This is a genomic window from Blautia sp. MCC269, assembly GCF_018785655.1.
In the GTDB taxonomy this organism is placed as follows: Bacteria; Bacillota; Clostridia; order Lachnospirales; family Lachnospiraceae; genus Blautia_A.
The window spans coordinates 41341-67466 of record NZ_WQQE01000016.1; the positions used below are offsets into that span (position 1 = coordinate 41341).

The 26126-nt window shown below is 44.8% G+C and carries 18 protein-coding genes and 3 pseudogenes; 15 read left to right on the forward strand and 6 right to left on the reverse strand.

Translation table 11 applies throughout. The features are described from left to right. The first annotated feature begins 3 nt into the window (after positions 1 to 3). From GPK88_RS06385 to GPK88_RS06405, 5 genes are all read left to right on the forward strand, one after another. Positions 4 to 876 (forward strand): NifB/NifX family molybdenum-iron cluster-binding protein, encoded by an 873-nt coding sequence (locus GPK88_RS06385; protein WP_021975855.1) that lies wholly within the window; start codon positions 4 to 6, stop codon positions 874 to 876. A gap of 86 nt (positions 877 to 962) precedes the next feature. Then, positions 963 to 2342, forward strand: a complete 1380-nt coding sequence (locus GPK88_RS06390) for a hypothetical protein (protein ID WP_215707609.1) — start codon at positions 963 to 965, stop codon at positions 2340 to 2342. 16 nt (positions 2343 to 2358) lie between these two features. After that, positions 2359 to 3363, forward strand: a complete 1005-nt coding sequence (locus GPK88_RS06395; protein ID WP_195566810.1) for a U32 family peptidase — start codon at positions 2359 to 2361, stop codon at positions 3361 to 3363. Between the two features lie 96 nt (positions 3364 to 3459). Further along, on the forward strand, positions 3460 to 4764 hold the full coding sequence (locus GPK88_RS06400; protein ID WP_195566809.1) for an MATE family efflux transporter: 1305 nt from the start codon (positions 3460 to 3462) through the stop codon (positions 4762 to 4764). Continuing rightward, a complete protein-coding gene (locus GPK88_RS06405) occupies positions 4754 to 5236 on the forward strand; it encodes a GNAT family N-acetyltransferase (protein WP_195566807.1) in 483 nt (160 codons plus the stop codon). The genes GPK88_RS06400 and GPK88_RS06405 overlap by 11 nt, the downstream gene beginning before the upstream one ends. A 131-nt stretch (positions 5237 to 5367) precedes the next feature. On the opposite strand, the gene GPK88_RS06410 is transcribed toward GPK88_RS06405, so the two are convergent. After that, the gene (locus GPK88_RS06410) at positions 5368 to 6387 is read right to left on the reverse strand and encodes a LacI family DNA-binding transcriptional regulator (RefSeq protein ID WP_195566804.1); all 1020 of its coding nucleotides are present in this window, start codon (positions 6385 to 6387) and stop codon (positions 5368 to 5370) included. 395 nt (positions 6388 to 6782) lie between these two features. Here GPK88_RS06410 and malQ point away from each other — a divergent pair, with 395 nt between their 5' ends. Continuing rightward, complete coding sequence (gene malQ, locus GPK88_RS06415) at positions 6783 to 8291, forward strand: 4-alpha-glucanotransferase (RefSeq protein WP_173762910.1); 1509 nt, start codon at positions 6783 to 6785, stop codon at positions 8289 to 8291. Positions 8292 to 8484: 193 nt separating this feature from the next. Then, positions 8485 to 9114 (forward strand): metal-dependent hydrolase, encoded by a 630-nt coding sequence (locus GPK88_RS06420; RefSeq protein ID WP_173762911.1) that lies wholly within the window; start codon positions 8485 to 8487, stop codon positions 9112 to 9114. A gap of 121 nt (positions 9115 to 9235) precedes the next feature. Here the strand turns inward: GPK88_RS06420 and sstT are convergent, their stop codons facing one another. From sstT to GPK88_RS06435, 3 genes are all read right to left on the reverse strand, one after another. After that, positions 9236 to 10444 (reverse strand): serine/threonine transporter SstT, encoded by a 1209-nt coding sequence (gene sstT / locus GPK88_RS06425; protein WP_173762912.1) that lies wholly within the window; start codon positions 10442 to 10444, stop codon positions 9236 to 9238. A 154-nt stretch (positions 10445 to 10598) separates the two neighbouring features. Continuing rightward, entirely contained in the window at positions 10599 to 13118 is a 2520-nt protein-coding gene (locus GPK88_RS06430; RefSeq protein ID WP_215707610.1) for a YfhO family protein, read from the reverse strand. Positions 13119 to 13167: 49 nt separating this feature from the next. Further along, positions 13168 to 14523, reverse strand: a complete 1356-nt coding sequence (locus GPK88_RS06435) for an MATE family efflux transporter (RefSeq protein ID WP_173762914.1) — start codon at positions 14521 to 14523, stop codon at positions 13168 to 13170. 202 nt (positions 14524 to 14725) lie between these two features. Between GPK88_RS06435 and GPK88_RS06440 the strand changes: the two genes are divergently transcribed. From GPK88_RS06440 to GPK88_RS06450, 4 genes and pseudogenes are all read left to right on the forward strand, one after another. Continuing rightward, entirely contained in the window at positions 14726 to 15814 is a 1089-nt protein-coding gene (locus tag GPK88_RS06440) for a hypothetical protein (RefSeq protein ID WP_174095809.1), read from the forward strand. A gap of 127 nt (positions 15815 to 15941) precedes the next feature. Then, positions 15942 to 15998: pseudogene (locus GPK88_RS19755) on the forward strand (nucleotidyltransferase domain-containing protein); the annotation flags it as partial. A 15-nt stretch (positions 15999 to 16013) separates the two neighbouring features. Beyond that, the gene (locus tag GPK88_RS06445; RefSeq protein WP_243278999.1) at positions 16014 to 16202 is read left to right on the forward strand and encodes a hypothetical protein; all 189 of its coding nucleotides are present in this window, start codon (positions 16014 to 16016) and stop codon (positions 16200 to 16202) included. Positions 16203 to 16233: 31 nt separating this feature from the next. Beyond that, a pseudogene (locus GPK88_RS06450) lies at positions 16234 to 17388 on the forward strand (FprA family A-type flavoprotein); the annotation flags it as partial. A 188-nt stretch (positions 17389 to 17576) separates the two neighbouring features. Here GPK88_RS06450 and GPK88_RS06455 read toward each other — a convergent pair. Beyond that, a complete protein-coding gene (locus tag GPK88_RS06455; protein ID WP_215707612.1) occupies positions 17577 to 19412 on the reverse strand; it encodes an amylosucrase in 1836 nt (611 codons plus the stop codon). A 178-nt stretch (positions 19413 to 19590) separates the two neighbouring features. Next, complete coding sequence (locus GPK88_RS06460) at positions 19591 to 20616, reverse strand: LacI family DNA-binding transcriptional regulator (protein ID WP_195566800.1); 1026 nt, start codon at positions 20614 to 20616, stop codon at positions 19591 to 19593. Positions 20617 to 20887: 271 nt separating this feature from the next. On the opposite strand from GPK88_RS06460, the gene GPK88_RS06465 reads away from it, so the two are divergent. From GPK88_RS06465 to GPK88_RS06480, 4 genes and pseudogenes are all read left to right on the forward strand, one after another. Next, a complete protein-coding gene (locus GPK88_RS06465) occupies positions 20888 to 21826 on the forward strand; it encodes an ABC transporter permease (RefSeq protein ID WP_215707613.1) in 939 nt (312 codons plus the stop codon). Positions 21827 to 21837: 11 nt separating this feature from the next. Further along, positions 21838 to 22734 (forward strand): annotated as a pseudogene (locus GPK88_RS06470) (carbohydrate ABC transporter permease). A gap of 70 nt (positions 22735 to 22804) precedes the next feature. Next, positions 22805 to 24436, forward strand: a complete 1632-nt coding sequence (locus tag GPK88_RS06475; protein WP_420360600.1) for a type 2 periplasmic-binding domain-containing protein — start codon at positions 22805 to 22807, stop codon at positions 24434 to 24436. Positions 24437 to 24488: 52 nt separating this feature from the next. Then, the gene (locus tag GPK88_RS06480) at positions 24489 to 26012 is read left to right on the forward strand and encodes a glycoside hydrolase family 32 protein (RefSeq protein WP_147603683.1); all 1524 of its coding nucleotides are present in this window, start codon (positions 24489 to 24491) and stop codon (positions 26010 to 26012) included. The last annotated feature ends 114 nt before the right edge of the window (positions 26013 to 26126 follow it).

A 26126-nucleotide genomic window follows, 5' to 3' on the forward strand; every position in this document is an offset into this window, starting at 1 on the left:
CAAATGAAAATTGCAGCAACATACGACAACGGAAATATTTTCCAGCATTTTGGAAAAACGGAGTTTTTCAAGGTGTACGAGGTAGAGGATAACAAGGTTGTTTCCAGTGAAGTGATCGGTTCCAATGGTACCGGACATGGTGCACTTGCAGGACTTCTTGCAGAGCAGGGAATCAGCGTTCTGATCTGTGGAGGAATCGGCGGTGGAGCACAGAGTGCACTTGCTGAGGCTGGTATTGAGTTATGTTCCGGAGCACAGGGTGATGCAGATGCGGCTGTAGAGGCTTATCTGAAAGGTGAGCTGGTATCTACCGGTGTGAACTGTGATCATCATCATGAGGAGGGACATTCCTGCGGAAGCCATGAAGATGGACACTCCTGCGGCGGTCATGAGGAAGGACATTCCTGTGGAAACTGTGGCGGCGGATGTGGTTCCCAGCCGGCGATCACAGGTCCTAACGTTGGAAAAACCTGCCGTACCCATTACAGAGGAACCTTTAACGATGGAACACAGTTCGATTCTTCTTATGACCGTGGCGAGCCGCTGGAATTCATCTGCGGAGCCGGTCAGATGATCAAAGGCTTTGACGCAGCAGTTGCAAACATGGAAGTAGGACAGGTGGTAGATGTTCACCTGATGCCAGAAGAAGCTTACGGAATGCCGAATCCGGATGCCATCTTTACTCTTGAGATCGCACAGCTTCCAGGTTCTGAGGATCTTACTGTAGGACAGCAGGTATATCTCTCCAACCAGTACGGACAGCCGTTCCCGGTTAAAGTAAACGCAAAAGATGAAAAGACCATTACTTTCGATGCCAACCATGAGATGGCAGGTAAAGAGCTGAATTTCAGAATTGAATTAGTAGAAGTAAAATAATCAGAAACAGTGGGAGGTGCTGTATGGGAGCATATGGCATCTCTCTTTTTGTCTGAAGGAAGGTGGGTTTTCCGGTGAGGATTTCTATGATACCATTTGGACTGCTGTCCGGTTTTATGGACAGTAAAGAAATACGGATCACAGAGCTGGGAGAAAATGGATTTCGGTTTCGGCTTGCAGAGGAATGTCCGGAGCCGGAGCGGTTTCTGATCTGTTTTTATGATATGAAAAAAGCCGGGTATCGGAAGGTGGAGATCCGGAAGTTTGAAATGAACGCAGTGGCGGGGACTTCGGCAGCGGAAGAGTGGTGCGTACAGGAAAATGATGGCTCTTTTTTCAGGGAATATTCTGTGAGAGTAGAACAGAAAGACTATATGGAAGAAGTTCAGCGTCTGGCCGGAGAGTACAATAGATATATTCGCCTGAAACTGGAGGGCGATGATGGAGAGCTGGCGAAGGCACTGACCGGTTATCCTGCGGAACTGGATGAGGTGCATTGTGAGAGCCTGGAAGAGCAGAGGAAGCTGTGGTTTGGAGAGAATTCCAGTTCTATAAGACAAAATCCGGATGCAGATCAGAGTGTAGAAGAATCATTTTTGGACAAAGAAACAGAGTTTGCCCTGGAACTGAACAATACTTCTCTGTATGAAGAATATCTGCGTCAGCTGTTAAAGGATTTTCTGGCGTCTTACTGGCAAAAGAATTATCTCACTCACAGCTGGCTTGCAGGCCGGACACCGGAGAGATTTTATATTGGAAATCAGTTTTGCCATAACCTGTTTCCCACAGAAGAACAGCTTTTTTCTATTATGGATAAAATGCGATCGGAAGGACTGGAGATCACGCTGGCATTTTCTTATATCCGGGAATTTATGCTTCCTTCTGTGGGAAAACTTCTGGAAAAAGTGGATAACTGGTGCTGTATTCATGGGATGAATGTGGAAATCGTAGTTAATGACTGGGCCGTGGCGGAAATGCTTCATGGAAAAACATCTCATTTGTGTCCTGTTTTTGGGACACTGCTCAATAAACGGAAAAAAGATCCGCGGATGAAATATAAATCCGGTGATATCTCATTGTTTCAGCAGAACAGTCTGAATGCGGAGTTTTACCGGGATTTTCTGGCGGAAGAGTTTCATATCCACAGATATGAATGGGAATCCTGCGGTTATCCACAGGAGTTTCCTCCTGGGAAAAACAGCCTTCATCTGCCTTTTTATCAGACAAATACTTCCCAGTATTGTCCGCTGTATGCCCTGTGCACTACAGGGGACCGTGGCACGCAGCAGCTTGCAGAACACTGTCCGAAATTCTGCGAAAAATACGCACTGCTTTACCCGGAACATTTACACATGATGGGACGGTATAACTCTCTGTTCGGTGTGGATAAAACATTTCTGGAGTCACCGGAAATGTGGAAAAAAATAAAGGGCATAAAACCGGACCGCATTGTTGTGAATCTGTGACGGGGAGGAAAGAACTATGAAAATCACAGCTGGATTAGGCTCCATAGATGAATATGAACGTTTCGTGCAGGCAGGAGCAGATGAATTTTTCTGTGGCTATGTTCCGTTTTCCTGGGCGGAAAAATATGGCACGGTAATGCCGTTAAACCGCAGGGAAGTTCTCTGTTACAATGTGCAGCTTGGCGCATACAGTGAGCTGGAGATTCTTTCCCATATGGTGAAAAAATATAAAAAACCGGTACATCTTACTTTCAATTCCCTGTATTATCTTCCGAAGCAGTATCCGGAGATCGGGGATATCATAGAGCAGTGCATGAAACTGGGATTTCGAAGTTATATCATTGCAGATCCGGCGCTTTTTGCTTATCTGAAAAAAAGGGGGATTTCCTGCGAGATCCATCTCAGCGGAGAGACAGGGGAAGTGAACAGTGAGATGGTAAAAATGTTCCGGCGTTTTCCACTGAAGCGGATAATTTTTCACCGGAAAAATACATTCCAGGATATGCAGTCCGTGATCGCAGCAGAGAGAGAGGCGGAAAAACAGTCAGGCATCCGGCCGGAAAAAGGGATGGAATTCGAAGCTTTCGTGCTCAATGAAATGTGCCAGTTTACGGGAGCATTCTGCAATTCTCTGCATTGTGATGAGATGGGATATCTTTGCAGGGTGCCTTACTGGCTGGGTACTGTGCGGGATGACGATGTTATTCCCGAAAAGATGCGGGATCTTCAGGCGCAGGTCTGGGAGCGGGAACCAGATCCATCTGCTTATGATGACATAGGCTATCTTTGCGGAGAAACAGGCTGTGGTTTATGTGCTCTGTACAGGATGAAGCAGGCGGGGATTACCCATCTCAAGCTGGTCGGCCGTGGAAATTATGTGGATCACATGGAAAAAGATATCCGGAATTTGCGAAAGGCGCTGAACATTCTGGAAACAGCAGAAAATGAGGAAGAATTTCAGTGTACGATAAAATGTACAGTATTTCCCAATGGGTGCAGCGGAAGGTGTTATTATCGATAACAGAGTGTGATAGTTTTCGGTTGAAGTTGCAGTTTTGGGCGGGGTATTATAATATTAAATACTAGTACAGGATCAGGGAAAGGACATTACGAATTTATGCTGAAACAGTTTTTTAAATATATTTTTCAGAGTATTGCAGGTATGATCGGGATATCGGTTTATATTCTGGCGGATACTTTTTTTATATCGGTTCATTCGGGAGCGGACGGGCTGGCAGTTCTGAATCTGATCCTTCCGGTGTATGGCGTAGTCTATGCCATTGGAGCGATGATCGGTATCGGCTCAGCTACCAGATTCGGGATCAACAGAGCCAAGGGTGAGGACACGGATCATTATTTTCTCCAGTCCGTTTTCTGGAGCGTTCTGTGCAGCGTGCCTTTTATTATCACAGGTATTTTTGCACCAGAGAAATTTCTGCATCTTCTTGGCGCAGATGCGGGTCTGACTGCCCTTGGAAAAAGCTATCTCCGGATCATGCTGATCACTACACCATTGTTTATGACAAATTATACGTTTACCGCGTTTGCCCGAAACGATCAGGGAACGTCCACAGCCATGACCGGCGCAATTTCTGCCAGTTTGTTTAATATTGTGTTTGATTACATTTTTATGTTCCCTATGAAGCTGGGACTTGCGGGAGCGGCACTGGCGACAGCCATTAGCCCTGCGATCACCATGGCCATCTGTACCACCCATTACCTGGGGAAAAAGAATCACGTGGGATTCCGGTGGGTACGGCCTTCCATCCGTCATCTGGTTTCCTGCTGTCAGCTTGGAATTTCGGCTTTTGTGGGAGAGCTTTCCTCAGCGATTATTACGATCATTTTTAACATGCTGCTTCTTGGAATTGCGGGAAATGTAAGCGTGGCAGCTTATGGAGTGGTGGCCAATCTTTCTCTTGTTGCAATGTCCATCTTTAACGGACTGGCACAGGGAGCACAGCCTCTTATCAGCAAAAGCTACGGAGAAGGACAGCGTGACCATGTAAAAAGCCTGCTTCGCTGGAGCCTGATCGCCAGTGCAGTGCTGGAAGCGGTGACGATTCTGGTGGTGTGGGGATTTACAGACAACCTGATCGCTGTTTTTAACAGTGAAAATAATCAGCAGCTTCTGGATTATGCTCATGTGGGACTGCGGATTTATTTCCTGGGCTTCCTGTTTGCAGGGATCAACATTATGCTGGTAGCGTATTTTTCGGCAGTGGACCGTGCTGTTCCTGCGATCACCGGATCTCTTATGCGAGGAGTGATCGCCATTGCCATCAGTGCGGTGATCCTTTCCAGACTGTTTGGGATCAACGGAGTGTGGAGTTCATTTTTGAGCTCGGAGATCATTACCTTTGTCGTACTTCTTGTGCTGGCGAAGGCAGGGGAGAAAAGAGGATTAAAAAATGAAATTTGATCGTGTAAGAAAAGAAGAGGCAGATACCGTTTTAAAATTATATCGTTCGTTGCTGGGAACGCCCTACTGTGTGTGGACAGAAGACTACCCGACAGAAAAAGAGGTGGAATTTGATTTTTCCAGAGATGCCCTGTTCTGTATGCGTGACGATGACGGGAATATCATAGGTGTGATTTCCATTGATGATGATCCAAACGTGGAATGTCTCACATGCTGGTCGAAAACCATGGTGCCGTCGGCGGAAGTCTCTCGGGTGGGAGTATACCAGGAATTTCAGAACCAGGGAATTGCTCGGGAACTTCTGGCGGGCGTGATGGAAGAACTGAAGAACCGGGGATATCAGGCCGTGCATCTCCTTGTTGCAAAAGATAATGTAAAAGCGCTCCGTTCTTACGATAAGCTGAATTTTGAGAGCGTGGGAGAGTGCGAACTCTGGGGACATATGTACTGGTGTTATGAGAAAGAATTATAGAAAGAATTGAAAAAAATATGCACTTTTCAGACTGGGTATTGATGAACAACCAGTAAGGGAGGTGCATATTTTTGTATAAATCGCAAGTGCTTCGATCATGTTTAAGATAATGTATCCGCCGACAGAGGCATTTAAATCCTCCGGCAGCTGTCCCTCTCAATTAGATGATGGGGCACAATAATCTTCGTAGCCGGAAGGTTCGGATTTTCGATATGGCTGATCATCTGCGTAGCTGCTTCCATTCCAAGTTGCCCGGAATTGATATCAATGGAAGTCAGCTGAGGGGAAGTCAGTCTGGCAAACAGAGAGTTATTAAAGGAAAGGATGGACAGATCTTCCGGTATGGAAATCCCCGCCTCCATACAGATCCGCTCCAGAGAAAGTGCCAGGATGTCATCACTGACCAGCATGGCGGTAGGACGATCCTCGCTGGTAAGCAGCTTCCGAAGCTCCTGAAATTCATTCTGGGATGCCCCCGGAACTTCAATACAGTATTCCGGCTGTACCGTCAGTCCGTGGTTCAGAAGAGCCGCCATATAGCCTGTTTTTCGGTCTGCGGAAAAGACCAGGGAATTATCGACACCCAGATATGCGATCTTCCGGTGGCCCAGTGCATAGAGATATTCGGTGGCTTCCTGACCAGCCAGAAGGTTGTCGTTATCAATATAGATGGTGTGGTTCGTGTACTGTGCCGGTTTTCCGATGAGGATATAGAGAAGTCCCTCACTGAAAAGAAAATCAATGACAGGGTCGTTCACACGGGAATAAAGAACAATAAATCCATCCACCTTACCGCTTCTGGACATGGAACGGACCGCAGTCAGGATTTCCTCTTCATTCTGACCGGTGACGATAGTGCTGATATACTGATGGGCGTTGCAGTAGTGGCTGATTCCACGGATCGCCTCCAGATAAAAAGAGTTCTCATAAGTTTCTTTCGGTGACGGAGGCAGGATAATACCGATGGAACGGGAAATCTGAGCGGCCAGATTGCTGGCCTGGAAATTCGGCTCATAGCCAAGCTCTGCCATGGCTTTTCGTACACGTTCCTTGGTTTCCTCACTGATGGATGGATTATTCTTGCAGGTTCTGGAAACAGTGGAAGGGGACACCCCGGCCAGAGCTGCCACATCTTTGATGGTTACTGCCATAAAATTTGCCTCCTTATGGATATGCCGGATCAAAGCGGAAGTATGCCTCTGATCCGGCTTTTTTATCTCAGTCTGATAGAGATATTGTAGTTCATAACAAGGATACTGTCAAACATATTGCACGTAAAATTGCATGAAATTGCGTAAAAACAGATGCACAGAGAATCAGGTAGTGAGATGCAGACAGATTTCTGCTTGGCATGATGAAAAACTGCACAAAATCAGGATGTAAAAATTGTAAGAAAGGTAGAAAAGAAAAAAATGCATTGCACTTCATGCAAAATGGACGTATAATTTACGCAAACGGTTGCGTAAATTATATGAATATGCATCCGTGAGAGGATAATAGATAAGATGCTCTGAGATGCAGGGCTCAACATAAGGAGAGAAAAGATATGGATAAAAGAGCAGCCGGCATTCTGATGCCGATCACAAGCCTGCCGTCAGAGTACGGTATTGGATGTTTTTCAAAAAGTGCCTATGATTTTGTGGATTGGCTGAAGGAAGCAGGACAGAGCTACTGGCAGATCCTTCCGCTGGGCCCTACAAGCTACGGAGATTCTCCGTATCAGTCCTTCTCTACCTTTGCGGGAAATCCGTATTTTATCAGTCTGAAGGCACTGGTGGAGGAAGGCGTTCTTACAAAAGAGGACTGCGAGAAAGTTAACTGGGGAAAAAGAGCGGACAGCGTAGACTACGAGAAGATTTATAAAGGACGTTACAAACTTCTCCGCAAAGCTTACGAGAACAGCAACATCAGCGAAAATCAGGATTATCAGAGATTCGTGGCAGAGAATAAATGGTGGCTTTCCGACTATGCACTTTTTATGGCTGTGAAAGATCAGTTCGGCGGTGTGGAGTGGACCAAATGGGCGGAGGATATCCGTCTCCGCTGGGGAAATGCCATGGATTACTATCGCAGAGAACTGTATTTTGATATTGAATTCCAGCAGTATATGCAGTTTAAATTCTATGAACAGTGGATGAAACTGAAAAAATATGCCAACGAAAAAGGCATCCAGATCATTGGTGATATTCCGATCTATGTAGCTATGGACAGTGCGGATACCTGGGCTCATCCGGAGCTTTTCCAGCTGGATGAGGAGAATGTACCGACAGCGGTAGCCGGATGCCCGCCAGATGGATTTTCCGCAACCGGACAGCTCTGGGGAAATCCTCTGTACCGCTGGGATTATCACAGAAATACCGGATATCAGTGGTGGCTTTCCAGACTGAGCTATGTATTCCGTCTTTATGATGTGGTAAGAATTGACCATTTCCGTGGTTTTGATGAGTATTTTTCTATTCCGTACGGTGCGGAAAATGCCATTGGCGGCCACTGGGAAAAAGGTCCTGGGATCGATCTGTTCCGCAAAGTGGAGCAGGTCCTTGGCTGGAAGCAGGTCATTGCGGAGGATCTTGGCTATGTAACAGATTCCGTTCGCCAGCTTGTCCATGACAGCGGTTTCCCGGGAATGAAAGTCCTGGAGTTTGCTTTTGACTCCAGAGATTCCGGATGTGCCAACGATTACCTTCCGCATAACTATCCGGAGAACAGCGTGGCATACACAGGAACCCACGATAATGAGACCATTGCCGGATGGTGGAAGAGTATTACGGTAAAAGAGCGCAAGCTTGCCAGAGATTATCTCTGTGATAACTGGACACCGGATAAAGATCTGTACAAATGTTTTATCAGTATGGTTATGCGAAGTAGTGCAAAACTCTGTGTGATCCCCATGCAGGATTACATGGGGCTGGATAACAGCTGCAGAATGAACCAGCCGTCCACAGTAGGAAAGAACTGGAAGTGGAGAATACGTAAGAGAGAGCTGACGATCAAACTTCAGAAGGAGATACATGGAATGACACTTCGTTATGGACGGATGAACTGGTCCGATTAAAAGGAACGTTCATGAAGTATATTCCGTTTAAACGGGACGTGGAAGAGAGTGGAAAGATTTTAGATAGAATCGTAGTTTTTTGTGTGATATAATGCTGTTTCGTGGAGGCAGCTGTCAGTAAAGGGGAGGCTGACAGCTGTCTTATTTTAACCGAATGCGGATGATTTTATCCGCTTACAGCAAGGGGAGAATTATGACAGGAAAAACACACGCGGCAGTCGGACTTGGAACGGTACTGGCAGTTACACAGCCCTCCACAGTTTCCGGTCTGGTACTTGCCGCAGGAACAGGAATGCTTGGAGCGCTGATCAGTGACATTGACGTGGGAACTTCCAAGTCCCATAAAGATGCGGACCGGATTACGCTGATCGCGGTACTGCTTGTGGCAGCAGAGATCGCACTGAATTATTTTTATGATTTTTCCATCTGGGAAAAGATCCGAAATGACCAGTCCATGGCACCGGTAGCTATGGGGGTTATTATTTTTATTGCAGTCTGTGCCTTTGGAAAAAATCAACCGCACCGGTCGTTTATGCATTCCATTATGGCCATGGCCATTTTAAGCGGAGCGCTTTCCATGGTATCTGTACAGCTGGTACCCTACTTTGTGACAGGCTTTGCGTCCCATCTGATACTGGACTGTTTTAACCGGAAACGGGTCCGGATTCTGTATCCGCTGCCAGGAGGAATTGCGCTGGATTTCTGCAAGGCAGGGGGCTTTGTTGACTCACTGCTTTTCAAACTGGGATCTGTGGCGGTGATCTTTGAGATCGTGTATCTGGCTGTGCGGATGGGTGAGAGCTGGAAGTTTTTTCAGATGTAGAGGATATCTTATTTACCGAGTGCAGATATTGCAGGAATTGAAGGTTGAGACAAAAAAGGAGCAGATTTTCCAATTGTGGAAGATCTGCTCTTTTTTTACAAATTAACATATGTAAGTGTGATTATTTTTTCTTTCTGATCTTGCAGGCGCATGCTGTATAAAGTACGTCTGTGGAAGAGTTCAGTGCTGTCTCGCAGGAATCCTGGATAACACCTACGATGAAACCAACACCAACTACCTGCATGGCAACATCATTGGGGATTCCAAAAAGGCTGCAGGCCATGGGGATCAGAAGCAGAGAACCACCGGCAACTCCGGAAGCACCTGCCGCACTTGCAGCAGCCAAGATGCAGAGGATCAGAGCGGTGGGGAAGTCTACGCTGATACCAAGTGTATGTGCAGCTGCCAGAGCCATGATGGAAATGGTAATCGCAGCACCCCCCATGTTGATGGTTGCACCAAGAGGGATGGAGATGGAATAGGTATCCTCATCAAGTCCAAGGTCTTTGCAGAGCTCCATGTTTACCGGAATGTTGGCAGCAGAGCTTCTTGTGAAAAATGCTGTGAGTCCACTGTCTTTCAGACAGCGAAGAACCAGCGGATATGGATTCTGACGTGTGCAGATGAAAGTAACGACCGGATTGATCACCAGTGCAACAAAGAGCATGGTTCCAACCAGTACACAGATCAGACGGCCATAGCTTAAAAGTACGCCAAGTCCCTGCTCGGAGATGGTTGTGAAGATCAGGCCCATGATACCGAATGGAGCAAGACTGATGATCCATCTGACTGCTGTGGAAGTTGCATCGGAAATGTTTTCGATGACAGTCTTGGTGGTTTCACTTGCGGCCTTCAGTGCGATACCGAAAATGATAGCCCATGCAAGGATACCGATATAGTTTGCGTTCACAAGTGCGTCAACCGGGTTGGAAACAATGTTCATCAGAAGATTTTTGAGGACTTCTGCAACACCGCTTGGTGGAGTGACATCGGAAGTATTTGTATTCTCGGAAAAAGTCAGCATGATCGGGAACAGACGGCTGGAGATAACAGCTGCCAGTGCTGAAAGTATATTTCCAAGAAGGTAAAGTACAACGACGAATTTCATGTTTGTTTTCTGGCCTTTTCCCATGTGGCACAGAGAGCTCATTACCAGGAAGAACACCAGAAGTGGAGCAATTCCACGGAGAGCACCGACGAACAGGTCACCGAGAATGGAGATCACAGACGCCTGCGGGATGGCAAGGCCGAGGATGATACCAACGATCAGACCGCAGATGATACGTTTGATCAGATTGATGCTGTTCCATTTTTGAATCAGGTTTTTCATAACTACTTTTCCTCTTTCCTATTGTGTGAGAATGCTTTTTTGCTGTTTCGAGATGTAATACTAATACTGCATCACGTAAAAGCACAATGTAATGATTATATACAATTTTGTCCGTCTTGTAAAGACAAATGTACAACAATCACGAAAAAAGTAATTATATATCAATGTTTTTTTTGTTTCGTGACAGTGACAGGAAGGAAAAAAGTCCAAGAGCCAGAACACTGGAAAAAATACCTGCACGTAATCCAGGTGCATGGTAACGCAGCTGGATGGTATTATGGCCTTTGGAAACCGGAACAGCGATAAAGGTATTTTCTGCCTGATATTTTGTGGATTTTTTTCCGTTGATATAAAGATCCCATCCGTTTTCGTCAGGAACAGTAAGCAGGAGTGTTTCCTCATCAGCGGCATCATATTCTGCCAGCACTTCTCCCTTTTCCATTTTCTGTATGGTACAGGAACGGCTGCGTAAAAGATCGGTTACATTTTTCAGAACCTGAGTATTCAGAGTTGCCGCACATAATCCGTAGTCGTCTTTGTAATTGCCTTCATCATTGAGAAGACGGATGGTTACCGTATCGCCGGATTTGTATTCTCCCAGATAGAGAATGGGATTTTCATACCAGGGATTGGTTTTGAAATACTGGCCGTTGACCTCAATATTTGTATTATTGGCTTCATTGGAAAAATAACAGTAAAAGGCGCCATCAGCAGGAACTTTAAGTTCCCAGGAGGTCCATGAATTTCCATCGGTATCCTGAGACTGGATTTCGGCACTGGTGTAGAGACCGTCTCCCTGTCCGGACAGGTGTTTGCACAGGAGGGTCTGATTTTCAAATACATTTGTACCATAATCCTCAGCTGTTTCCAGATTGTTTACGGCATAACCAAGAGGAAGTGCGTAAGGGTTGCGGTAAAGACGGATGCCGTCCAGAATGTCCTGACGGATTTGTTCACAGCCGGTAATGGGTTCTCTGGAATAAATGTATTTTACACCAAGGAGAGAATCTATAACCAGATTGGCAGTGTAGGGAACCAGGGTGGTATCGTTGGTGTATCCCATTTTTCTGAGAAAAACGGCTTCTTTTACATTGTTGGTAGAAGTATAGTTGGAAACGGAACTGTATCCCAGTGCCAGAGATTCATTGGCTCCACGCATGGGAGTTCTGGAAAAGTTTTTGTCAACACGGTACAGAGACTGGTCACTGTCCATCAGATCCGCAAGCTCCTCTTTCATTGTGGCAGTATAGGAGCGGTACCATTGTACATTTTCTGTATGATCTGAAAAAATCATCTGCATTTTTGAGGAAAACTCATAAGTGGTACAGAGAAGAAGCAGGCAGACAGAAAGCAGTGCAGCGATTCTGCGGGGCTTTTTCTTTATAATAATAAGACCGATTCCGGTTATCAGTGCGGCAAAGCAGCTGAAATACAGACGGTTCTGGTTTCCATAAGGCCGTATCATGTCAAAGATCATTCCGGTGCCTGCAATGATCAGTGCGGCAAAAATCAGATATTTCTGACGGATATAACGGATTTCACTGGCACACATTCCTGCAATGGCAATCATAAAGAGACCGTATATAAATGCATAACGATAGGTGTGCGAAGTAGGAATACGAAATGCCGTAAAAATATAATTCAGCGGGCGAAATGCAAAAATCAGGATAAATCCGAAAAAATAAGCAGCAGCCAGTTTTTTGCGAAATGCGCTGGGGCCTTTTGCAACAAGAAAAAGGACTGTCAGAAAAAGGACAAATGATCCGATGTATACAGGTGGGATATACTCATTCCATGTGAGAACATCCGGTTCCAGAAAGAAATCCCGGAATCCTTCCAGATAGGAAAAACCAAATGCCGGCTTAAATATGGAAAGATCAAATCCTTCTCCGTCTTCCAGCATATGAATGGCCTGGGGAATAAACAGAATTCCGGAAGCCATGAGGCTGAGAATGGAGGTGGAGATAAAAACACCGGTTGTCTTAAGGAGCTGCCGGAATACCGGAGATTTTTTTTCATAATGAAAAAACATTTCAAATAAAAAATACAGAACCGCAAAAAGACAGAGCATATATCCGGTGTACCAGCAGGTAAGAATTCCATAAAAAAGGGAGAAAAAATAAAGGCTTCGTCTGTTCCCGGAAATCAGCCGGTAAATTCCAAGTGCAATGACAGGTGCGGCAATTACTCCGTCCAGCCACATGATATTGCTGCACTGAAGAATGTTGTAACCCATCAGTGCGTAGGATACGGAAATAAGAATCCGAAATAAAGGCGCAGGCTGAAAACGGCGGCTGATATAAATATATGAAGTAACGCTGCACAGGAGCAGTTTCAGGCAGATCAGGAGAGTAAGAAACTCTCCGATGTGTGCGGAGTCAACAAAATATACCAGCAGGTTCAACGGGGAAGCGAGATAATAGGCAAAAAGGGCTAGAGTACTTCCGCCGAGACCGGAATGAAAAGAATAAATCAGGGAATCTTTTCCGTGAAGGACATTAGAAAACCATAAAAAGAAATCCGTATACTGATATTGCATGTCGTTGTATACGAGGAGATTTTCCCCAAAGGGATAAATGTGGCTTCGAATCAGTGCGACTGTAATAATAAAGGCAGTAAAAAGTACTGCTGCAGCAGGGTGCAGCAGTCTCTTTATATGATGTTTGTGTTTCATACGTTTTCTCCTTCAGATAGTTTTGAAATCAGTAAAAGTAAGGCAGTGTTCATGTCCGGATTTTTCTGAAACTGAAAGCAAAGAACAGAACTTCCGCAAAGCCTGTAATTCCCCATGAGAAAATATACAGAAGATACAGAGCGGAAATGGTCTGGAAGTGTGCGAATACCGTATAAATCCAGATAATACGGAATACGCAGGAACCCAGGATAACAATGATGGTAGGCGGAATGCTTTTTCCAATGCCACGGGAAGCTGCGATACTGCTATCCATAAAACAGCTGAAAGCATAACAGAAGCCCATGATCCGGATTCTCTGCATACCGGCATCAATAACAGCCGGTTCTGTGGCAAACAGTGACAGAAACTGCGGCCCGAAAACAAGAAGCAGTCCACCAAGGATCGCGCCTGCGATGAAGGCATAGGTAAGGCTGACGCCATAGGATTTCAGCATACGCTTTTTGTTTCCGGCGCCCCAGTTCTGGCCGATGAAGCTTGCACATGCCGTGTAAAAAGAAAACATGACATTGTAGATCAGGGCATCGGCATTTGCGGCAGCTGCGTTTCCGGAAACCATTACCGCATCAAAGGAATTGACACCGGTCTGTACGAACAGGTTTGCAATGGCAAAGATTCCGTTCTGCAGACCTGTAGGAATACCAAGGAGCAGTACAGATTTACAGGCCTTCGGGTGAAGACGGAGCTTACGCAGGGATACCTGACATTCATCTTTTCGCCGGAGGAGGTGGATCATTACCAGAGACGCGGACACATACAGGGAGAGCGCGCTGGCAGTTGCAACACCTGCAGCAGCCATATGGCAGACGATAACAAAAAACAGGTTCAGAAGAACGTTGATCACTCCGGCAATGGAAAGATAGATCAGTGGTCGTTTCGTATCGCCGCGGGCGCTTAAAACGCCGTTACCGAAATTGTATACAGCCATGGCAGGCATACCCAGAGCGTAAATCTTCATATATAAAATAGCCTGGTCGATCAGTTCCGGTTTCGTGTTCATCATGGCCAGCATCTGCCCGGAAAACAGAAGACAGATGATACAGACCAGAAGGCCTGCGATGGCGCAGAGAAGAAGCGAGGTATGGACGGTTTCTTCCGTACCTTTTTTATTTTCGGCGCCAAGTTCGTGGGCTACGCGGACGTTGACACCTGCTCCCATGCCGATCAGGATTCCGGTAAACAAAGTGACCAGAAGCGTTGTGGAACCCACAGCTCCAAGTGCCAGGTAGTCCGCAAACCGTCCCACAACCGCAACATCACTTAAGTTAAAAAGAACCTCCAACACCTGGGACCCCATCAGGGGAAGGCTGAAGAGAAGGATATTTTTCCAGAGAGAACCGGAAGTCATCTCTATGGAATGAGATTTCTTTTTTTTATTTTCACACATAAAATTACCTCATAAAAAGTATATAAAATTCCTTCATCCAGGTTATACAATACTCTGTTGAAAAAGGTTTGTAAAGAGGGGAAAACCCCGTAAAATAAATAATTTTCAGGCAGAATATACTTGACATATCCGATGGTTCATCATAAGCTGTTGAGAGATATGGAAAAATCGAAAAGTCTTTGAAAAAAGGGGAAAAATACACATGAACAACTGGGACAATGTACGTCTGGTACCGGAGTTTAATGAGCAGGGTGTTGCCTGCTATCGTCTTGATGGCGGAGATTATGTAAACGAGTATTATATCACTTCAGAGGCAGAGACAAGAAAGCTTCTGAACACACCGGAAGTGGTTGGATATGAGGTTTATAACTGTCTGATCCCGTCTACCTGCCAGATGCTTTATTATCTGAAGGAGCAGAAGAAGGTTACCACTGCAAATATTCTTTCTATTTTAAGAGGTGCACTGAATTATCCTCTTGAGGAGGCTTGTTATAAAGAGCATATCCGTGTCCATGATATTAGCTTCCTTTCCAGCGAGCGTGTTTTTGCGGAAGATGAAATGACCGGACTTGAGATCAAGTACAGCAAACTGACTATGGTTCCGGACAGTACGCTGATGATCGGTGATATCATCGCAAGTGGTGAAACTCTGATCCATTGTCTCCGTTATGTGACTGATTTTTACAGAGAGCACGGAACAAAACTTCGTAATATTATCATCTTTACCATTGGTGGAACCAAGGGAATCGATATTCTTGAGAACCTGACAAAAGAGATCCGTGAGTTCTGGCCGGAGTTTGAAGGATTTATCACGGTATTTTATGAGGGGATTTTTGCCACCTATCAGGATAAAGGTGTTTCCGGGATCAATCTTCCGGATGTTGACTTCTACTGGAAGGGCGGAATCGTTGCACCGGAATTTCGAAGAGAGACACTTTCCATGTGCAGCCCTCTTTTTGAGAAATGTATTATCTACGATGGCGGCGCAAGACGTTATGAGATCCATGAGCATGTAGAGGAAGTACTGAAATTCTGGGAGGGAATCCTGGAGCGTGCGGACAAGATCGATTTCAAGGAGCTTCTGGACGAGAAACTTGGCTATCCGACACCGATCAGCTACGAAGACTGGCTGGCTCACAACCACTACCAGGAAATCCGCCCAGCCGACACCAAATGGCTCTACCGCCAGGAGCAGGGGTATATCGAGAGCATGAAGAACATCACACTGAAAGAACTTGCCGAGCAGAGGATCGGAGAGTTTCGAAGTGCGTTACGGAAATATATTCTGTAACAGTTTAGAGTATAAGACGTAAGTAAAAACAGCCTAGAGCAAGCTTGCTTGTGGAAGGCTGTTTTTATTTACATAACAGGTATAAAAATGGTAAAATCGGGATAGAAAAAAGGCAGGGGGGAGGAAGATTTTTGGCTCCCGTGCCAAAGGAGATTTTAAGCGAACCAGCGATATTGATATTGGGAGGGGATCATACTGTATGAAAAAGTATGAGAATTTTTGTGCATCGCTTGTAAATATGAAGACCTATGGCTTCGGGCTTTGCAGGCGAGAAATAAAACGGAATAATGAACTGGATAATTATGGATTGAACGTTGCTTTCAGTATGAACAATGGTATAATAAATGATAGCAATGAGACAGTATTTTCAGAAATAATGAAAATATAAAATACAGCAGACCAAGGAGGATCCTGTAACAATGAAAATCGGAAATGATATTTATTATGTAGGTGTAAATGACCATCAGGTAGACCTGTTTGAGGGACAGTACGTAGTACCAAACGGAATGTCCTATAACTCCTACGTGATCAAAGATGAGAAGATCGCAGTTATGGACACAGTAGACGCCAACTTCACAGAAGAATGGCTGGGAAAAGTAGCAGAAGTTCTGGATGGCGCGAAACCGGATTATTTGGTAGTTCAGCATATGGAGCCGGACCACGCCGCAAATATTGAGAACTTTATGAAAGCATATCCGGATACAACCGTTGTTGCCAATACTAAAACTTTCACCATGATGGAGAACTTCTTCCGTGGAATGGACCTGGAAGGAAAGAAACATATCGTAGCCAACGGTGACAGCCTGACACTTGGAAAACATATTCTTACTTTTGTATTTGTACCGATGGTACACTGGCCGGAGGTTATGGTCACATATGACAGCACAGATAAAGTTCTGTTTTCCGCAGACGGATTCGGTAAGTTCGGAGCCCTTGATGTGGAAGAGGACTGGGACTGCGAAGCACGTCGCTACTATATCGGAATCGTTGGAAAATACGGCCCGCAGGTACAGAAACTTCTTAAAGTAGCAGCAACTCTGGATATTCAGACTATCTGCCCGCTCCACGGACCGATCCTCACCGAGAATCTTGGACATTACCTGGAGAAATATGATATCTGGTCTTCTTATAAAGTAGAGAGTGAAGGCGTCATGATCGCCTACACCTCTGTATACGGAAATACAAAGAAAGCAGCAGAACTTCTCGCACAGAAACTGGAAGAAAAAGGCTGCCCGAAGGTTGTTGTATGCGATCTTGCAAGAGAAGATATGGCAGAGGCAGTGGAGGACGCTTTCCGCTACGGTAAACTGGTACTGGCCAGCATTACATACAACGGAGAGGCTTTCCCGTTCATGAGAACATTCATCGAGAACCTGACAGAGCGTAATTACCAGAACCGTACCATCGGCCTCATCGAGAACGGAAGCTGGGCACCTACCGCAGCTAAAGTCATGAAAGGAATGTTCGAGAAGAGCAAAAACATTACATGGCTTGAGAATAATGTGAAGATTATGTCTTCTCTTAGTGATGAGAATGTAGCAGAGATCGATGCGATGGCAGAGGAACTCTGCAAGTAATTTCTGAATGCCAGGCATATGCAGAAGAAACTGAAGATATAACATAATAAAAAGACGTGAACCCGGAACGGATATGTTTTTCCATCAATCCGTAAGGTCACGTCTTTTTTATTTACATAAATAACAAATTAAAGGTAAGTCTGTGATTTCATGATCTCATGATCCTGGAAACTGCCCCGGGATCATTACACCCTTTTACACCACATAAATCCATAAGCCGGAAGCACCACATCCTTAAGCTCCAGAGTCTGTCCTGTAATAAGATCACGGAAGGTTCCTTCTTCCTGCATCCATGCAGTTTTTTCACTGTCACTGAAGTTGAAAATTCCGATAAAACGTTCATTTCCCTTCTGGCGGAGGATGCAGAGAATGCTGTCATCATGAACATCGTAAGTATATACATCGCAGTCTTTGTCAAAAACAGATTCCTGGCGGCGGATCTGCTCCATGCGACTCAGTGTCTGGAAGATCTGGCCCTCAACAGAAGTTTTTGATTTCCGTTTTTTCGCGAGATCCCACTGGAAAGCACCGCGGTGGATATAGCGGGAATCCGCTGCTTTATCCGGATCATCTTTATAGGAATAATCATTGAGACGGCCAACTTCATCGGAACTGTAAAGCATTGGGATTCCGGACTGAGTAAGCATATATGCGTGAAGCATCAGATCTTCACGGATACCTCTTTCCGGCTTCTCATCATTTTTTTCAAAAAGTGCAGCCTCGATTCCACACATGGAAGCAGTGGTTCCGCAGAAACGGGCATCCTGAGTTACCGGGTCATCGTTATAAAGCTCTCCGCGGCTGTCGCTTCCCGGATGTTTTCCTGTGAAGAAATCGTTGAGGTAACGCTTGTGGGCCGGCTCGTCCATGCCCCAGTCTTTCAGAGTGGCGAAATCCAGTCCCCAGCCAATGTCATCATGGCAGCGGAGATAATTCAGGAAAGTATACTGCTTCGGAAGGCTGTTCACAATATCCATCTGTTTTTTCAGAAGGCGGATATCACGGGTGGCAATGCTGTTCCAGGTTGTAGCCATTGTTGTTACATTGTAAAGCATATGGCATTCCGGTTTCTCCACGGTTCCAAAGTACGGAACAACTTTTTCCGGTTCCATAACAACCTCGCCCAGAAGAACAACACTCGGGCAGACGATCTCAGCGATCATACGCATCATACGGACGATGGTGTGAACCTGTTTCAGGTTACGGCAAGGAGTTCCCAGCTCTTTCCAGATATACGGAACCGCATCAATACGGATCACATCCATTCCCTGGTTTGCAAGGAAGAGGAAGTTATACATCATCTCATTGAAAACACGGGGATTGCCATAGTTCAGATCCCACTGATACGGGTAAAAAGTAGTCATGACATAATGACCGATATCCGGAAGCCAGGTAAAGTTTCCCGGAGCAGTGGTAGGGAACACCTGAGGTACGGTCTTTTCGTACTCGTCCGGGATCTCACGGTTGTTGTAGAAGAAGTAACGGCTCATATATTCTCCGTCACCCTGGCGTGCCTTTTTGGCCCACTCATGATCCTCGGAAGTGTGGTTCATAACAAAATCCATACACAGGTTCATTCCGTTTTTGTGGCATTTGTCAGCAAGGGCAGCAAGATCCTCCATGGTACCAAGGTCCGGGCGGACTTTGCGGAAGTCGGCTACTGCGTAACCACCGTCGGAACGGCCCTTCGGGGTATCCAGGAACGGCATCAGATGCAGACAGTTTATGTTGCATTCCTTAAGATATGGAAGCTTGGCAGAAACTCCCTTGATGTTGCCGGCAAAATTGTCAATGTAGAGCATCATGCCCAGCATATCCTTCTGGCGGAACCAGTCCGGATTTTTTTCTCTTTCAAGGTCGCGGTTTTTGAGAGCACGGCGGCGTGCTGTAAAATACTGATACATCTGATCGCAGAGCTCTGCAAACATATCGTCATTGTGATAAAGCTCTGTGTACAGCCAGCGAAGCTCGTCGTGATGATGATTTAAACGTTCTTGAAAAATTTCCTGATCTTTTTTCATGATTTCCTCCCTGAGTTGTATTTATAAGCCTCCGGGCGTGGCAGCCTGAAGAATCTTTTGGTTTCTGTATAACATTTTTCCAAAGGATTATAGCACGAAGCTATGGTTGTATGAATGTTTGCATTATTATGGAATATGGAAAAATGTTATATTTATCTATAATGAAAAAATTATTTCATCAATCTGTGGTTTCACGCCGTATCAGTACAGGCGTAATTTTTTTATGGACTGGCTTCTGAAGGGGTGAAGGTTTTCTTTTTTTCATTTCATTCATTTGCTCGACAAGAAGCTCCATGGTAGTTTGTGCAATAACGTCAATCTGCTGTCCAACGGTGGTGATGGGAATGATAGATTCTGCAGCAATCGGTGAATTATCGAAACCAATAATCTGATATTCTTCCGGTAAACAGTTATATTTCTGGAAGATCAGATTGAGAAACATGTTTGCGTAAGTATCATTGGATAAAAATATGCCTTTTTTCTGGTGGGGATATTTGTTGTCAATATCCTGAAAGATCATACGCATTTTCTCGAAGATTTCCTGATAGGAATCACCCTGAACGTTAAGATTCAGCTCGTAAGGAATATTATGCTCTTTGCATGTGTCTTCAAATGCACGGATACGGTCATAGGCGGGAATGTTTTGCGGTACATGCACATTGATATGGATCAGCACATCACATTTGTTACGGATCAGAAGAGAAGTAGCCTGCGTGGATCCCATATAGTTGTCCGTGGTGACACTGCAGACATGCTCCGCTTCACGCTCAATGGCAATAACCGGGATTTTGTAGGATGCCAGTTTTTCAGAAGGAAGGGTGTGGCTCATAACGATCAGCCCTTCGATCTTATATGCCATCAGCTCGTCCAGATACTGCATTTCTTTTTCAGGGCCACCGTCGCTTACAAAAACCAGAAACTTATAGTGATAATCAGAATAGCTCCTGAGAATCTGAGTCAGCATTTCGGAATAATAATGAAGATAGAGATTTGGTACAATGATCCCTACAAATTCACTTTTTCCATTGGCAAGGACTTTGGCAAGCTTATTTTTCTTATAACCAAGCTCATCCAGAGCTCTGGCGATTTTTTCCTGGTTTTCCAGGGTGAGAGAATCCGGATGATTAAAATATCTGGAAATTGTAGTCTTGGAAAAACCAGTGTATTCTGCGATGTCAGCGAATGTCACCTGTTTTTTAGCCATGTATAAAATAGTCTCCTTTTACAGTTGAATTACGTAAGCTTCGTATAGTGAAAACAAAGCGTAAATATATGTTTATTCCATTTCAGTATAGCAATATCAGCCTGAAATAGCAATAAAAAAATAACCAGTTAAGTAACCGGTTACTTTTTTGGGGAAATCATCTGAAAATGGTTGACATACGAGGCCGGATATAGTAGTATCAGCTTATAAAGTAATCGGTTACTTAACCGGTTTCAAAAAGAGCGAAAACATAAAAAAGGGAGGAAAAAAAATGAAAAAGGGTTCTGCGAAAGCAGTTTCTACAGGGAAACGGACCTGTGCACAGAAACTGCAGTATGTAAAGAAGAACTGGCAGCTATATGTATTCTTTCTGATGCCGGCGTTGCTTCTGACCATCATCTTCAAATATGTACCGATGGGCGGTGTGCTGATCGCATTTGAGGATTACAATGTTATTGATGGTATATTCGGAAGTAAGTGGGTGGGCCTTGAATATTTCCGGAGATTCCTGTCGTCACCGGATTTTATGAATTATCTTGTAAATACTCTGAAACTTAGTATTTACGGCTTATTATGGGGATTTCCGATCCCGATCATTCTGGCACTGCTTCTGAATCAGATCCGGAGAGCCGGAATCAAGAAAAAGATCCAGCTTCTGATCTATGCGCCGAATTTTATTTCCGTTATCGTACTCTGCGGTATGGTTCGTATGTTTCTTTCACCGGTAGGTCCGCTGAATAAACTGATCGGTTCCGATGCCAACTGGATGACTATGCCGGCAGCATTTCGTACCATTTACATAGCCAGCGGAATCTGGCAGACAGCCGGATGGGCATCCATTATGTATACTGCAGCACTTGCCAATGCAAGTAAGGATCTGGAAGAGGCAGCAGTGGTGGATGGAGCAAATATCCTGCAGCAGATCTGGTATGTACAGCTTCCGGCTATTAAAAACATCATTGTGATCCAGTTTATCCTTCAGGCCGGAAATATTATGAGTATTGGTTTTGAAAAAGCATATGCACTGCAGACAGATATGAACCTCCCTGCATCTGAGATTCTTTCTACTTATGTATACAGAATCGGTCTTCTGAATGGCGACTATGGATATTCTACAGCAGTGGGGCTGTTTAATTCAGTGATCAATGTAATTCTTTTGATCTTTGTAAACTGGGTAGTCAAGAAACTGAATGACGGAGAGGGATTATAGGAGGTGCTGTTATGGCAAAAGCAAAGAAAAAGAAATATTCGGCATCTGACAAAGCCATTTTAGGAATCGGATACGTACTTCTGGGTGCATTTGTACTTTCCATTCTGGTTCCGCTTTTATATGTTGTGATCGCATCCTTTATGGATCCGAATGTGCTGAACAGCCAGGGGATCAGCTTTGATGTGCGGAAGTGGACGATCGATGCGTACCGCAGAGTTCTTGAAAATAATATGATCTGAAGAGGCTTTGCAAACTCATTTTTTTATTCCCTGGTGTTTACCATTATTTCAGTTCTGGTAACTCTGCTGGCAGCATATCCGATGTCAAAGAAAGAATTTGTAGGAAGAAACTTCTTCAATGTTATCTTTCTTATCACAATGTTTTTCGGCGGCGGAATGATCCCGACATTTATCCTGATCAATCAGCTGCATCTGGTAAATACCATCTGGGCTATTTTGCTTCCGGGTGCATTTAATGTCTGGAACATGATCCTGGCAAGAACCTATTATCAGTCTATCCCGAAGGAGCTGAGAGAGGCATCTGCTATTGATGGCGCTACAGAGATCGAGCACTTTTTCAAAATCATGATGCCTGTGTGCAAACCGATCATCGCGGTACTTGCATTGTGGTCCTTTGTCGGAATGTGGAACAGCTACTTTGATGCCATGATCTACCTGAATGATGCGAAGCTGCAGCCGTTACAGCTGGTACTTCGTTCTATCCTGGTACAGAATACACCGCAGCCTGGAATGATCGCAGATATCCAGAGCACAGCACAGATGGCAAAGGTGGCAGAGCTTCTGAAATATGCAACCATCATTGTGTCAAGTTTACCACTTCTGATCATGTATCCGTTTTTCCAGAAATACTTTGATCAGGGTATCATGGTTGGTTCTGTAAAAGGTTGATGACTGGAGGTTGAAGATGATGAAAAAAAGAATGAAAGCATTATTGGCAATCGGGCTTTCGGCGATTATAATGGTCTGCAGTGCAGGATGTGGAAGTGGAAAAGAGCACATGAAGGCAGAAACAGATCCGGATACTCCGGTAGAGGACGTTGCGTTTCCGCTGAAAGAAAAAGCAGAATTGTCCTTTATCACAAGTGCTCCGGCAACATCTACTCAGGACCCCAATGAAAGAACGATCTTCAAAAGAATGGAAAAGCAGACCAATGTTCATATTGACTGGACCTGCTTCGTATCGGATCAGTTTGATGACAAAAAGAATCTGGCACTGGCACAGTTCGGAAATCTTCCGGATGGTCTTTTTAACGCAGGAATGAGTGATTATGATCTTCTTCGTTATGCAAAGCAGGGAATCATCATTCCGGTAGAAAATCTGATCGATAAATATATGCCGAATCTTCAGGCTGCATTTGAAAAATATCCGGAATACCGCACCATGTGTACTGCACCGGACGGACATATTTATTCTTTCCCGTGGATCGAGCAGCTGGGTGAAGGAAAAGAAGCCATTCAGGCCATCGGAGATATTCCTTACATTAATAAAAAATGGCTGGATTATCTGAAACTGGATGTTCCGACTACAACAGATGAACTGGAGCAGGTTCTGATTGCTTTCCGTGATAATGCAGATAAACTGGAAAAAGAGTTTGATATTGAAGGCGATGTGATTCCAATGTCATTCATTATCAACAATGGAGACCAGGATCCTGCAATTCTCATTAATGGATTCGGCGAAGGATATGGAGATACCGGTGATCATTTTGCTGTAAAGGATGATGGAACGGTTATTTATACAACCGTGCAGGAAGGCTATAAAGAAGGAATTCAGTGGCTGCACCAGCTGGTGGAAGAGAACCTTGTAGATCCGGAGGCATTTACCCAGGAATGGTCTACCTATGTTGCAAAAGGCAAGAACCACAGATATGGCCTGTGCTTTACCTGGGATATTGCAAACATCGACAACAATGAAGATTATGTGATGCTCCCGGCACTTGCAGGACCGGACGGACTTGTAAATATCACAAGACAGAATAACAGTGAGACCAGTGGATTTGACAGAGGAAGATGTGTTCTGACTACAAGCTGCAGAGACACGGCACTGGCAGCTGCATGGATCGATCAGATGTATGCACCGATCCAGTCTCCACAGAATAACTGGGGTACTTATGGTGAGAAAGACTCCTTCAATATCTTTGAAATGTCTGAAAATGCAGAAGGTGGACAGATGCTGAAGCATATGGATCTTGGAGACGCATCTCCGGTAGAGGTTCGTGAAGCACAGTCTGTTAACGGACCGCTGGCAGTTCTTAATGATTATTATGATGTATATGTAACAGAGCCTGCAGATGCAAAATGGCGTCTCGACAATATGCATGAAACATATCTTAAGGATATGAACAGTAAATATGTGTATCCGAATGTATTTATGAGTATTGATGATACCAATAAGGTATCTCAGTACGACACGGATATCAAGAAGTATGCGGAACAGAAAAAAGCAGACTGGATCCTGAATGGCGGCATCGATAAAGAATGGGATTCCTATCTGAAAAAGATGGAGCAGTATGGACTGTCTGATTATCTGGCAATCAAACAGAAATATTTTGACCAGTATCAGAAGTCTCTTAGTGAGACAGAGAAATAAAAACAGAAAAAGATACCGGTCAGAAACATAAAAAAGAAAGAGAGAGCAGAGTATGAGTGAAAAACTTGAAAAAGCACGTCTTTATGAAATAGAGGAAGCAAAAAATATCCCGCAGGAAGAGAAACCGGCCTTTCATGTATCTGCACCGGTTGGCTGGATCAATGATCCCAATGGATTTTCTGTTTTTAAAGGAAAGGTACATCTTTTTTACCAGTATCATCCTTACAGCCGTGACTGGGGCCCTATGCACTGGGGCCATAGTGTGACGGAGGATATGATCAGATGGGAGCAGCTTCCTGCAGCGCTTGCACCGGATCAGGAATATGATCGAGAGGGATGCTTTTCCGGAAGTGCTATTGAAGCGGATGGAAAACAGGCTTTGATCTACACAGGAGTTACAACAGAAAAGCTGCCGGATGGAAAAGAAGAAGTCCGGCAGAATCAGTGCCTTGCCTGGGGTGACGGAAAAGATTATGTAAAGGTAGAGAAAAATCCGATAGTCACCGGGGATATGCTTCCGGAGAAATGCAGCAGAGTTGATTTCCGTGATCCGAAGGTATGGGAAGATAACGGAACATACCATATGCTCGTAGGATGCCGCAGCGAAGAAATTCCGGGACAGGTAGTTCTGTTTTCCAGTAAAGATCTGAAAGAATGGAAATTTGAAACAATTCTTGCTGAGAACTCCACAGGAGAAATCGGCGTTATGTGGGAATGCCCCGATTTCTTTCCGCTCGGGGATAAACATGTGCTGATCTGTTCTCCGCAGCATATGCGGGCAAAAGGGTATGAGTTTCATAATGGACATAATTCCCTGTATTTTACGGGAGATTATGACAGCGAAAAACATACATTTGAAAAAGACGCACCGGTAAGTCTGGACTACGGACTTGATTTTTATGCGCCGCAGACAACCCTTCTTCCAGATGGAAGAAGAGTGATGATCGCCTGGATGAAATCCTGGGATAGCTGTGTGATCAAGGAAAAGCAGAGATGGCAGGGAATGATGACTCTTCCGAGAGAGCTGGAATATCGTGACGGAAAGATCTGGCAGAAGCCGGTCCGGGAAATTGAGAATTATCGGAAAAACCGTTGCTGTTATGAGAATGTAAAAGTGGGTGAGAGCTTAAGCCTTGAAGGCGTCCGTGGCCGAATGATCGATCTGACTGTGGAACTGCAGAACGCAGATGGCATCATGGATGGAAGCAGGAACTCCGGAAATCCAAATCAGGAAGCATTGGATGTGTACAATGAGTTCCGGATCGAGCTTGCACGCAATGAAGAATATACAACGGTCTTTACCTATGATCGAAAAAGACAGATACTGGAGATCGACAGAACCTGGAGCGGGGTGCAGCGTGATGTTGTATGTACAAGAAAGCTCCAGATCACAGATGACAGACAAAATCTGAAGCTGCGTTTTATCCTGGATCGAAGCTCCATAGAGCTTTTTATCAATGATGGAAGCAAAACTGCGACTACCGTGATCCCAACACCGGTAGAAGCAGATGAGATCCTGTTTCACAGTGACGGAAATGCGGTGATCCAGGTTGAGAAATATGATATTGTGTTGTAGAAGCCTCTCAAATATTGACAATTTCTCCGTTTTTGTATAACATAGGGGAAGTTGCTTACGCCGGATCAGGAGTTATTCGTATCTTCTGATCCGGCATATATTTACAGGAGAGGA